General features: G+C 41.5%; 10 protein-coding genes. 5 read left to right on the top strand and 5 right to left on the bottom strand.

Features of this window, described 5'->3' with window-relative positions; translation table 11 throughout:
- Positions 1 to 2: 2 nt before the first annotated feature.
- Positions 3 to 1,385 carry a glycoside hydrolase family 27 protein gene (locus KXD93_RS10805; protein ID WP_258137107.1) on the bottom strand — a complete coding sequence of 461 codons (1,383 nt, stop codon included), beginning with the start codon at positions 1,383 to 1,385 and terminating at the stop codon, positions 3 to 5.
- A 455-nt stretch (positions 1,386 to 1,840) separates the two neighbouring features.
- Between KXD93_RS10805 and KXD93_RS10810 the strand changes: the two genes are divergently transcribed.
- From KXD93_RS10810 to KXD93_RS10820, 3 genes are all read left to right on the top strand, one after another.
- The gene (locus KXD93_RS10810) at positions 1,841 to 4,744 is read left to right on the top strand and encodes a putative phage tail protein (RefSeq protein ID WP_258137108.1); all 2,904 of its coding nucleotides are present in this window, start codon (positions 1,841 to 1,843) and stop codon (positions 4,742 to 4,744) included.
- Positions 4,745 to 5,131: 387 nt separating this feature from the next.
- Positions 5,132 to 6,607, top strand: a complete 1,476-nt coding sequence (locus KXD93_RS10815) for a ligand-binding sensor domain-containing protein (protein ID WP_258137109.1) — start codon at positions 5,132 to 5,134, stop codon at positions 6,605 to 6,607.
- A gap of 137 nt (positions 6,608 to 6,744) precedes the next feature.
- Positions 6,745 to 7,938: a winged helix-turn-helix domain-containing protein gene (locus KXD93_RS10820; protein WP_258137110.1), complete on the top strand. Its 1,194-nt coding sequence runs from the start codon at positions 6,745 to 6,747 to the stop codon at positions 7,936 to 7,938.
- Positions 7,939 to 8,022: 84 nt separating this feature from the next.
- Here KXD93_RS10820 and queD read toward each other — a convergent pair whose 3' ends face one another.
- The 3 genes from queD to KXD93_RS10835 form a co-directional block, all read right to left on the bottom strand.
- Positions 8,023 to 8,379 carry a 6-carboxytetrahydropterin synthase QueD gene (gene queD / locus KXD93_RS10825; RefSeq protein ID WP_258137111.1) on the bottom strand — a complete coding sequence of 119 codons (357 nt, stop codon included), beginning with the start codon at positions 8,377 to 8,379 and terminating at the stop codon, positions 8,023 to 8,025.
- Between the two features lie 250 nt (positions 8,380 to 8,629).
- On the bottom strand, positions 8,630 to 9,079 hold the full coding sequence (locus KXD93_RS10830; RefSeq protein WP_258137112.1) for an SRPBCC family protein: 450 nt from the start codon (positions 9,077 to 9,079) through the stop codon (positions 8,630 to 8,632).
- 68 nt (positions 9,080 to 9,147) lie between these two features.
- On the bottom strand, positions 9,148 to 9,978 hold the full coding sequence (locus KXD93_RS10835; protein WP_258137113.1) for a helix-turn-helix domain-containing protein: 831 nt from the start codon (positions 9,976 to 9,978) through the stop codon (positions 9,148 to 9,150).
- 334 nt (positions 9,979 to 10,312) lie between these two features.
- On the opposite strand from KXD93_RS10835, the gene KXD93_RS10840 reads away from it, so the two are divergent.
- Positions 10,313 to 10,981: an FISUMP domain-containing protein gene (locus KXD93_RS10840; RefSeq protein ID WP_258137114.1), complete on the top strand. Its 669-nt coding sequence runs from the start codon at positions 10,313 to 10,315 to the stop codon at positions 10,979 to 10,981.
- A 315-nt stretch (positions 10,982 to 11,296) separates the two neighbouring features.
- A complete protein-coding gene (locus KXD93_RS10845) occupies positions 11,297 to 12,040 on the top strand; it encodes a hypothetical protein (protein ID WP_258137115.1) in 744 nt (247 codons plus the stop codon).
- Between the two features lie 390 nt (positions 12,041 to 12,430).
- Here the strand turns inward: KXD93_RS10845 and KXD93_RS10850 are convergent, their stop codons facing one another.
- A complete protein-coding gene (locus KXD93_RS10850) occupies positions 12,431 to 12,964 on the bottom strand; it encodes a hypothetical protein (protein ID WP_258137116.1) in 534 nt (177 codons plus the stop codon).
- Positions 12,965 to 12,973: the final 9 nt, after the last annotated feature.

Consider the following 12,973-nt stretch of genomic DNA (forward strand, 5'->3'; position numbering starts at 1 on the left):
TATTATCTCGCTTTTTCCGACACCCTTAGCAGGGCCGCGCCATGTGTATTAATTTTTTGTTGATATTGCTGATCAAATACCCCCAAATCCTGCTTCGCCCAAAGATCACGCACTGCTATTTTTCCCTTTAATCCGAGGGCTGAAAAATCAACACTCACATTTTGCTGCGCATCACCCAGATTAAAAAGGGCCACGTACAGATCTTTGCTACCAGGCACATGTGAATACCACGCCATTGCATTTTGAGTTTTATAAAGTTGACGCGGATTTGTTCCATGCTGATTAACAGCAAGTACTTCACTATTGGTAAACAGTTTTAATTCCTGCTCACGGTTCTCGGGTAAATTGCCGCCAAGCATTAAGGGTGAGCGGTAAATGCTCCAAAACGTCATGTGTGTATATTCCTCATCCCTGGTAAACCGGCTATAGCGCTCCTTACCAACCGGGCCCCGTTTGGATAGCTTACCTATTTGGATCATATCGCAATCGGGCCAATGGCCGGGGCCACCTGTACCTTCCCATTCCTTAGCATAGTCAAACATTTGCAAAACAGCCTTCCATTCGTCCCAAAAATCATCGGCCATGCGCCACATATTTGCGTGCTGCTTTATGTGATCGGCCTTATTAACCGGTGTGGCTCCCGGCGATGTACTGAAAACTATTGGTCTTCCGCATTGGTCAATGGCTTTTTTATAACCTTCAATTTCAGCAGCGCTGTAAGGCCTTGAAAGGTCGTCTACCTTAATAAAATCAACACCCCATTGTGCATAGAGATTTAATATGGAGTTCAGGTACTCCTGTGCGCCTGGCTTTGCCATATCCAGGCCGTACATATGGTTCATCCATGGACATTTTGAACTGGTATCCGCTATCATATCGGCAGTAATACCTTTTGCACCCAATACCGGCGACTTTGCCCAAACCGCCTGCCGGGGGATTCCGCGCATTACGTGGATGCCGAATTTAAGGCCAAGGGAATGTACATATGCAGCCAGCGGCTTAAACCCCTTTCCGCCAAATGCTGATGGAAATTTATTGACATGCGGCGTTAAACGCCCCCATTTATCCATGGCCAGCCATGGCACAAACGAGCCATCCTCCAGGTTCTTTTGAAAAGGGTTCCCAATATTGCTGCCCGGCGGATTATCATACGACCATAAAAAATCGACTACAATATATTGCCAGCCGTATTGCTTAAGGTTTTTTGCCATGTAACCGGCATTGGCCCTTACTTCATTCTCATGCACTGCCGAACCAAAGCAATTATAGCTGTTCCAGCCCATTGGCGGGGTTTGGGCAACGCTTTTATTCTGCGCATTTAATGCTGCACAAAAATTAAACGTTAAGATGAAAATAAAAATATTGCGAATGGTTATACAAGACATTGCTTCATCGATTTAAATATTGTCCATAATAGGATCACGGCCCGCGTTTCTCCAAAATACCTCTTTACGAGTATACTAATAAGATGCGGGGTAATTATCCTTACTCAACTGGTTTATAATAAGTGTTGAAATAACACTAATTATTTCAAATAAAAAAGTTTTTCTCAATATTTATTTAAACCTCCGAAACTGATTTATATAGAACTTGCTAACATTTAGTCAGGAAAAACAAGTGCGTTCACGAGCCGCAATTTCAATAAGTACACTACATGAATTAGTGTATAATGCAATAAAATTAAAGATCCCTTACAAACCGAACCGATTTTGCAGCATCATCATTTATACTCCCACCAGACAAGCGCCTCGACCAACTTTTAACAATAATTTATCCATTAAATATTTTTATTTAACATTAATAAAAGTAAATTAACCCACAAATCCTTCACCTTCAATATATGACAACTATAGCAAATTACATCGCGTTAAGTACCTATGCTTATACTACAGGTAACGAATTTATTTTTGTTCAGGGGAGCACCACTACCGGAGACGGCGGACAGGGTACCTTTTTCTGGGATCCGGCTGTAACAATAGGTACGGATAACGCCACCATTTTCGTAATCTCAGGCTCCGGCGCCTGGGTGCGTCTTTATTCCGAATACGTCAATGTGAAATGGTTTGGCGCGTTGGGCGATGGTGTACATGATGATACGGCTGCGATCAATAACGCACTGACTCATTTTAATACCGTAGAGATTACGGCCGGTATCTATAACATATCTAACATTGTTATTCCGACAAATACCACATTGATCATTACGCCACAAGCGGTTTTGAATCAAAAAACTTATGTAACAGCAGGGACGGTCGGTGTGGTAGAAATGGCAAGCGGATCCACATTAACCGGGGGCGGTGTTATCAGTTGTGATTCAACTGTAAGTGATTACGCAAATATAAACTATGGAATTTACATATTGGGAGATGATTGTGCCATTGAGAATATAACCCTGATGAAAAGTATATACGATTGCATTTTTGCTCAGAATTGCAACAACCTGGTCATATCCGATTTTACTGGTATAAATGTCGGCCATGGTGCTACGTTTATTCGTTGCAATCAAATTGTTATTAATAATTACACACTTCAAAGCCCTACGTTTAACTATACGATGGTTTATCCCCATTGCCTGGACTTATTTTATTGTGATGGTTATAAAATAAATAGTGTAAATATTTTCAACGTTAATGCTAGCTCGACAGCGCCTTCGCTGGCTATCAGCGGAATTACGCTAGGGGGGAATAGTAACGGCCTTTTACAAAATGTACTGATGAGTGGCTTTTTATCAACAGTAAAAACTGGCCTGCCAATTCCGGACGATGGTTCTATTAATTGTGTAATAACCGGAGTTACAATAAAGGGGTGGAACTATAGTACTGGCCTGGAGGTACAAGGCTGTAGAAATTGTATCTATGATGATATAGTGCTTGACGGCACAGTCATCAACAATACTATAGGCGGAACCGAAGGTATACATGTGCTGGAGACCGCCGTAACCGGAGGACTGGTGCCAGCAAGCTACAGCGGCTACCAGGTGCGCGACAGGGCATTGGCGAGTAACAATACTTTCTCTAATATTCGTATCATTGGCGGCTTTACGGGCATTAGAGTAGCAGCAAGTTTTAACAAGTTCATTAATTGCGAAACTATTGGCAATACTTATGGCTTCAGGTTATGCCAGGTACAGGGTGGTGTGCAAACCGGTTGGTGGCAATCAAATATTGTTGAATACATTGAAAGCAACGAATTTATTAATTGTTCAGCAAAACAATGTATAGCTCTCGGGTTTGTGATTTTTGGGGGTCAAAATAACAAGATTATCAATCCCCGACTAGTAAATAACAATATTGGGATCGGCAATGCCTATAATTTGAAGTTGATAACCAGCACAGTTACGGACACTTCGATCAGTATTGACACAACCGTGGTGGCCAATGCCTGGGCAGGTTATTATCTATTTGTCACTACTGGCGGCACAACAAATCCTTATCAACTTATTACATCGAATACTACAAATACCTTTACGATAGCAGGAACCTGGGGAACGACATACCCAATTGCCGGCAATGAGTTTGTCATAGTTGATAATCCTCAGGGTGATGTTTACATTAATGGCGGTACAATTACCGACGATCAGAACGTAACTTATTCAAAACTAGGTTCGATGACCGGCAACTTCACTTCCCTATCAGCTATTAATCAGTTAACTATTACAAGTCAGGGCGAAAAATTCAATTATAATCAAAAGATCAAGCTGTTAAATATTATTTCGGGCGCTTCCAGCCCTGACCTTATAGTACAAATCTCCTCATTGAATTACGGCTCGACCGACATCTTCAACATCAAACCACTAACACTTGGCGATGGTAGTCCGCTGGCAGGAAGCCTCACGTTACCCCTGATCGCAGGAACAGGGACGATTACTTCTGCGAATCAGGTGATCGGATCAGGAGTTACGAGTTTGATCAACGGAACAGGCACAAACTTTCCGGCTGAGATAGACGCCCATTACTGGATTCTTATTAATGGTACAACCTGGGCCCAAATATTGCAGGCGAAGACAGCGACTCAATATTACCTGGTTAACCAGCTACCCAGCAATGTAACTGGTGCAACTTTTCAAATCGTCAAATTTGACCTTCAAGGAATTCCGTCCCAGCTAAACGGGGTGTCATTCAATCGCTATTACGGGAATGTGATATTGGATGGCACCACGATTATAAACAACTCAACTTCAGCAAATCTGAATACTTTTGAATCCAGGTCGGTAGTGTTTGTTAAAATTCCCACAAATATTACTACGCCCGATGTGTCAACCAGTATCTATTACGCCACCTCGAATGGTGTATCCACCATGATCAATAACTTTCATAACGCCTATGCCGGCAAGCGGATCATCGTGCAGGTAATGGATAGCATGACAATTTTCCAATTTACTGGTGCGACTAACCTTAAAGGATATGCCAGTAATTACACAGCCAACTCCGGAGACATATTAACCGCTGTTTTCGATGGAACAAGTTGGTATTGTCAGATTACACCCGCCAATGGAATTGGTCCTCAACTGGAAAAATTTGGATCAAGTACTCAAAGCGGGAATGGAACGATCATCACATTTACTGTAGCACATGGCCTATCCGGAGTTTCTTCTGCCTCATATGTAAATGTTACCGGGAGGAGCGCAGCAGCTGCAAATATTTCGTGGGTCGATATTGACACAACCAATATTTACATTCACTATAATACGGCTCCTGTAACGGGCACCAATAATCTAATTTGGAATTGGGAAATTAAGCCCTAGAGAATTTTACAAAAAAAAATTGTAAGTACATCTAAGTTACGTTTGTACTTCGGTATAAATTTCATTAAGAGCAATTATATGAATTGGGAAGATATCAGATAATGGCCGACTCATACCTCCTAATTGCTGGTACTGGCTATAATATTTAAAATAAATCGCTATTTTCTTTTTCAGCTTAGTACCCCACAATATACCTACGCCCGTTTAGCACGGCTGTTTCGCTGTTAAATCATCTTTCTTTTTCATTAAATACTTAACAATTTTCCACAATAAAAGCGTTTATTCGCTATTGATTAAATAAGCCTGCACGCATGGTGTTATATTTAACTAATTTTAACTATCAATCATTTGGTGTTTTGAATTTGCTTTCTTTAATTTATAAACTTAATGTCAGCAGTAGCAACTCCACCCCAAATCTCTAAGCTTTCGCTCATCATCCTGCTTATCTTGCTTTTACCGGCAGGACTTTCAGCCCAAAATCTTTTCCTTGAAAAGATAGACGTATGCAATACTTCAAACTATTGCATGGACTGCGGCGATCCAAAAGCAACCTGCGACCAGATTATCCTGGACAATATCGCCGAAAAAACCCAGCGTAAATACATGTTGGGTGATTTCAATGGCTCGTTAAGCTTCCAGGTTTTGGTTGATCCTACTGGGTTTGGCTGCGTACTTAGCCACACCGACGTTACTAACAGCCCGCTGACAGCCGACTTGATCCGGTATCTGAATGGCTTTGTATGGAAACCGGCCCGGGTGAACGGCAAAATTGTAACTTCATGTGTGATCGTGGTTTTTCATATTGCCTATGGCAGGATGTCGGCCCAGATCCAAAGAATAGACCTGACCCAATTAAAGCCGCCCGGTGATCCAATTGTTTACAATAAAACTGTTTATGCTAATCCATCGTTAAAAACATACGATTTCACGGTGTGGACCAAATACAACTCCCCGCTTCCGGATAATATAAGCCTGTCATGCACGGTGGATAAATCTGATGTGCTGTGGTATGCAACCGCCAAAGGACTAACCCGGTTTGACGGTGAAAACTTCGGTCCTGTTAATGAATTTAACTCGCCATTTACAGGGCAAACAGCTATAGGAGGAATAACCACGGATAAGGACAATAACAAATGGGTGTATGTTGACAATAAGATCTATAAGTGCACTGATGATAAATGGCAGATCTACGACTTTAAAAAGTTCCTGGATGCCGGCGTTACCCATATTTTAAACAGCAGTAACGGCAAGCTTCTTTTTACCACCAATGATGGCCTTGTGGCGGTCAGAAATGATAAGGTGGCATTATTAAACAAAAAAAACATCCCGCAGCTACCCTCAAACGATATCTCCTACGCCTATGTTGATATCCGCAAACGCTTATGGATAGGCACATCAAAGGGCAGCATCATGATTGATAAAGACTTTTTTGTAACGGCATTTAATAAAACAAACACGCCGTTAAAAAATATGTGTATTTCAGGGGCAGTGGAGGATGAAAAGGGCAACCTTTATTTCTCATTGGTTGATTTCAATAAACTCTCTGCCGATGATGATAAAGAGGGCATTGCAGTGATGAATACTAAAGGCAACTGGTTTCATTATAACGATAAGAATTCCGGAATGCCGTCAAACCATGTTAATAATTTATTATACGACAAGTTTGAACATGTTTTATGGATAGGTACCGATCAATCAGGCATAGTAAGGTTCGATTTGAAGGATGGTTGGGAAAACTATCACAACGCCAATTCTACTGCGCCCGGTTATGAAATTTTTCAGTTAGTACAAGACTCAAAAGGGGTTATTTATGCAACTACTGCTAACGGCCTGCTAAGGATCAGGAAGAAAGCGGGATCCTGACCTGAATGCGCCTTTTCGTTAATGGGTTCTATCTCACTTTTTGTTCCGGTATCAATCGAACCTGCACCACAAGAATTTTAAGTCGTTAAAACAAAGTACTCATCCGGGAATAATAAATTATTTATTATTTTGCTGGTATGGCACCACTCAAGCTATCCAAATCTCAAGCCCGTAAAATTATTCTGCACGCGGCAGGTCTTGCTATCAGGGGACAGTTCGGAACAGGTTGCGAAGCGGTTTACCGCTTAATCGATCACCTGGGTTTTGTGCAGTTGGATACGAACTATGTGGTTGAGCGTGCGCATCACCATGTTATGGCTGCGCGCATCCCGGATTATCAACTAAACTGGCTGGATGAGTTAATAGCTGATGGTCGCATTTTTGAATATTTCACATCCGATGCGGGGTATATTCCAATGCACAACTTCCGCTTTTCCCTGCCAATAAAGGAAGCCTTTTCCATCAACAGGAAACCGCTGATGCCGGCCGAAGGACGACTCATGAAACAGGTATTGGACCGGATAGAACGCGAAGGCCCGCTGATGGTTGGTGATTTCGAAAACGACCGGCAAGAGGCAAGCACCGGCTGGTGGGATTGGCGACCGGCCAAAATAGCGCTTGAACGCTTATACCTTGACGGCAAATTGATGATTACCCGAACCAAAAAATTCCAGAAAGTATATGACCTTCCTATGAACCTTGTAACCGGAGATACGGATATAACAGTGCCGACGCCAGAGGAATTCGCCCGCTACGTGATTCGGCGTACCTTGGGTGCGCTGGGCATTGCACAAGTCAAGGAATTAAGTTGGCGTGCCAGGTACGTGAAGGGTAACTTAGTAAAAAGGGAGCTTGAAAAAATGGTAACGGCCGGCGAAGTGCTGACGGCTGTAATAGATGGCGTAAAAGCTTCACCGTTTTATATGCTGCATGATCAAAAAACAGACATCGAATTGTCTGGAGAGGCGTTTATTCTTTCTCCGTTTGATATCCTGAACGTCTTCCGGCACCGGTTACGGGATTTTTTCGATTTCGACTACCAGGTGGAATGTTTTGTACCTGCGGCTAAACGGAAATATGGTTATTTTTCGCTGCCTGTATTGGTAGGTGACACATTCGTTGCCCGGATGGACGCCAAGGCTGATAGGAAGCAAAAGCTGCTGATTGTCCATAACCTGCATTTTGAAGCCATAGAACTTACTGAAACGACGATAGAAAAGATAGTAGACGCGTTAAAGGCCTTTATCCAATTTAACCAATGCCGGGATATTATATTTAAGCGATCGAACCATGAGGCTTATCTGAATGCCATTACGACTGAATTTCAATAAAATCCTTTTTTGTTGACAATAGACGTTACCTCCGAAATGTCGTTTTTAAAGCACTTTATAAAAATTCGGCACCTTTGCTTATAGTCAATCACCTTCATAGATCACCCCGGAGGTCGGTGTTTCCTTCAACTCTATTTTTTTAAGGCCGGGCATTGCGTGCTTAAAATGCAGCCATAGCCAGCGTGCCACGTTTTCCGCCGTCGGGTTTTCTAATCCGGGAATATCGTTTAGCAGCGAATGATCAAGCCTATCCAGCACCGGCTTACATATTGCCTTCACATCGCCAAAGTCTATTACCCAACCCGCTTCTTCTAAAACCGGACCCGAAATAAATACGGTAAGATAATAGGTATGACCATGCATTGCCCGGCACTTGTGCCCCTCTGGTACGTTTGGTAAAAAATGCGCGGCGTCGAAGGTAAACTGCTTGTAAATATCCATTTTATTGCGTTATGCTAAATTCATGTAAAGTCATGAATGTCGGCAAAAATGCATTAACCGGTTTATTCAAAAAATGTCCTTGCTCACCTGTGTGCATTATTTTTAATAAACTTCGCTTTTAATCGATATTGAAGAGTAGGGGCAAATATTATTAAACTATAGAAAACGCCCATTTTCTTTCAAGAACAGGCGTATTGACTTCCTGGTGCTAATACACAAATGTCTAACCACTTTATCGCTGATGTGATTGTTAAATAGTCGGCTTACGGAAAACGCCTTGTCCTGTAGTAAAATACGAAAATAAGCTTGTTTTGATCCAATGGGTCCAACCGGGAGCACAGTCCTTGTAACACTCAACTTCAGGCGTAAGCCCTTCATGTGTAAAATTCAGATCTGTTATCCCATTGTTCTCGGTGAGATCAAAAATTAATTTGGTGTTAGCCCATTCCTTTTTGTCCGAATACCAGGGCATATTGCAATCGGTAATTAACCAAACAACTCTTTTACCGGGAATTAATTCCGCTACGGTAAAGTCAAAGAAAGAGTCTCCTCCCATCTTTACTATAAATTGATCATTTTGCTTTTCGGAGCTACCGCTAAAGGCTATCCCCCACCACCCGGGCACATTGCTGATCCTTTTGATCGCCTCGGCGGCGCTGATTTCCGCAGAAATACAGCTGGTGAAATTTTCCTTTTCCATTTTTGATTGATTTAATTTCTAAACAAAGGTCGGGCGACAGTGGGATTAAGTATTGTACAAATCGGAAGTCAAAACGTATAATGCTTGGTAGCAAGTTCGTTCGTGCTGTTTTGAAGATCAGTCGGGGTAGAACCGGTGAACCTTTTGAATGCCCTGATGAAATGGGATTGATCGTGGTAATAATGGTAAATGTGTTCCTTTAGGCTTTGATTGTTGATGCCGGCAGCGTATGCCTGGTAAAACTGTTTGAACCGGACTATCTCGGAAAGATTTTTGGGTCCGGTACCCATGTGTTCCAAAAATTTCACATGAAGCCATCGCGAACTGTAGCCGGTTTCCTTTTCAAGCTGTGCCACGCTTATGAGACCCCGGGAGGCAGATATGCGATTGATGCAATAATCGTATATTAGATCGGGCGCAGCTTTTTTCAGCCTTTTGATGAGAAAATTCTGCAGGAGCTGCAATTTCAACATCACGGAGTTTACTTCAGCAAGTTGCGATTGAAGTTCTTCTGCATAGTTGCCGATCAGGTCGGTAAGCTCTATAATTTGATTTTTGACCTCAGCGAACGATAAATGGAAAAACCGATACGCTCCGAGTGGGTTGAATTCAACGATTATCGTACCCGTCTGCACGTCTTCATACGAATCAAGGACGACAGGCGAATCGATCAGGCCCGTTAAACTTAGTTTATTTTCAGCTTGAATAAAGGTCTTGTCCCCAATGCCGGCCACTATCCCGTTGCGATAGGTAAGCGTTAATTTAAAATTTGCATTTGGGACGATCAGTTTTCTATCCGCGGCCGGAAGACGGCCCCCGCTTTCGAACACACACATTTTCTCGATGTACGGGCGTAGCAAAGGATGCGGCGTAACCGGAATGAATCGAAAATCTGTCATTTTGTTTCTCCCAACCAGGTATTAACGTTGTTTAAAGATATGGGTTAGAAATATCTTTTCCCAATTTTTATTGCTAGGCGGGTTATGACATTGGGCCTATTGGGAAATCGAGATTTCTGTGGTATCAGCTGGGATCCAACCAGCGACACAAGGATTTTCAGACGCTTAGCCTATGTTTATATGAGGCTTATATTCAAGTACTTATAAGTATATTTTATTTCACTTTAAAACATTTGTAAAACAACCTAATTAGTTGGCTCTTTTATAACTTACGCTTGCTTATTCTTAGATTACTCCATATCTTGTGCCACAATCACCTAACCCTGATTAATCAATGAGAAAACTATTTTACTTATCTGCTATTCTTTTCATTACGCTTGTTTCATGCTCAAAGAAGAATGAAACAAAACCCCAGCCGGCTCTAGTTACCATTAATGGAAAAGTTTACAGCACCGTAGTTATAGGTAATCAAACCTGGACCGCGGAAAACTATGACGGGCCAGGCGGAACAGCAAGCCCAAGAAATGACGAAGCAACTATCGGTAAATTTTATTTGTTAGCAGAATTAAAGTCAATTACTTTGCCTGCGGGATGGCGCATACCTACGCAAGCCGATTTTGTCGCTTTAATTAAATCACAGGGAATTATCACGGTGCATAATAATGGTGTAACTGGATTAGATACGCTGGGAACTCGTCATTTGAGGTCACAAAATAGCTGGGGAATCCCAGGCGATAATAAGTCAGGCTTTAACGCCCAGCCAGCCGGTTATTATAATGCTACTTATGCAAATGAATTTCCTTTCCTTAACGAATTTGCCTACTTTTGGAGCTCTACACCAGGAACGAACACAGTAGAGCCACCCAGCCAGTGTGTTTTTTATTTAATCGGCCTTCATACTTCAGCAGCGGCAGGTTTTACTCCTGTAGAAAGCGCTAATGTTGATCCAACCTATAGCGTGTTAAATATGGGTTACAGTCTCCGCTTTGTAAAAGATAATTAAGCTTCATAAGCTACGCAAACCTTACCCTCGTTCGGTTGCTTAAGTCGGGTTAAGGCTAGCTCTGCTTATGCCTGGCGCTAGCACAGGACCTTTCACACACGGGAAATTAGGCGTTCGTGACTTCTAAGTGCCAACATAACATCACACCAGGCTTCGTTCGGTTATAGTCAGCTTGCAGCAAACTAAACACTCACTGCTTATTTGCCTGCCTTTTTAAAAGGGAGCATTTTTAATTGACTTAAATTGAAAATGGTTCAAAGAAAGATGAAAGGTTTTAATTGATTTATATTCGTACTATATCAGCTAAACCAATTTATGAAAATTATCCCGTCGATTCTGTTTATAGTAATCTTTCAATTACGGTGCTTAGGCCAAACACCTAAGTTATTTGAGGTAAAGGAGATTATTGCAACTGATACACTTAACAAAAAAAACGCTAGTAATTTCCGCCGAGAAAATCTGAATTTTTTTGAAGATGATAAATATATTGTAAGAAAAACCTGTAGCGGGGAATGGGGCGGAACAGTATGGTTTAAAAATAAAAAGACAGGTGTTGAACGTTCTTGCGTTGCGAGTTGCCCGGTTATAATAAATAAGTTAGATGGCAAATATTTTGTTACAACCACACTTAACCATATGGTTGGATTTTCACAAGTCCTTGAAATAAATGATCCTGAATTATTAACTGTTTTTAAACTTCCTAAACCTCGTGCAGTAATTGGGAAAAGGATAATCAGGGCTGTTGGCGACGATGAGGCCCAATCGGCCAAAGGATCTAAAGTACTTTTAGATACAATGAAAGTATCTATGTTGTTAAGTTTTCCTTTAAACGGACAATTATATCATCTGTTTACGGATTACAAGAAAACCTACCTTGGTAAACTACAAGGTACAAAACTGGTAACAATTGATACTGTGTCGCAAGATAGCCTTTGGAGTTATGATACCGATGTAATTAAAACCGGCGACGGCCATTTTATTACCTTTTTTAAAAACGAAAAGGTGGAAGGATACTTGGATGTATTTGGCAATAGTGTGAACGTAATAAGATATCGATAAGCAAATAGCGGTAAACAAAAAGCTCTCAGAACTTAGTCCGAGAGCTTTTTAAAAGCTTTTTTTGAAAAAGTTGACCCATGTGGTCCTTTTGTGGTATCAGCTGTACCAGAACCTTGCTTATTGCAACCTGATTTACTGTATATTATCTAAAGTCTGTCCAAAAGGTATCCTTTTTGGTATAACATTTAATATATACAATTATATGTCATTTTAATATCGCAAACCTGCATTACAAATATATGAATTATCATTTAAATCGATATCTATAAGTGGTAATTTTGAGTCTTTATCTCAACAAGTCAGCATTTTCTTTAAATTTGGATAGGTAAGAATTATATCTTCTATTTATTTGAAATGACGTCGTGTTATTAATCGGTAATTTACTCCATGCTAATTTTTGACCAGAGCGGCCGATCGCCGGAATTTAAGTGAGCGCTCATCCGACACCTCAAGATCGAAAGTGCCGCCGTTCACATGGATACTAATCAACCCAATGTCCCCTGAGAGCAGCGCGTTAAATTTATCTTCGGGCAAGAAATAGGTTAAAGTGATCGAGTTTCCATTTGCGAACCTACCGGGCCTGGATTCAACATTCTGCATCGTTTTCAATGCGACATAGGTGCTGTCTTTAAACACCAGCTGTAAGGAATCCTGTGGCGTTACGGTAAATGGTGTTACTTTGTCGGTTTGAAAATAAAGGGTTAGAACGTGGTGTTTCCGCAGTCTTGAAAAGGTGTAAAAAAGCTGCAAGTTTCCGGAGCCAGAGAGACTTGGCTTGCCAAACAGTTGTTCGGAGGCAGTGGTCACAGCCGTGTCTTTCGCAGCGGAATCAATCACGGTTACTTCGATTTTCTGTGCAAAGAGCAGCGCAGGAGCGGTAACCAGCAATAACAAGGGCAACAAAAAAAATTGATATAATTTCATTTAAATCTG

Source organism: Mucilaginibacter phenanthrenivorans (assembly GCF_024721155.1).
Taxonomy (GTDB): Bacteria; Bacteroidota; Bacteroidia; order Sphingobacteriales; family Sphingobacteriaceae; genus Mucilaginibacter; species Mucilaginibacter phenanthrenivorans.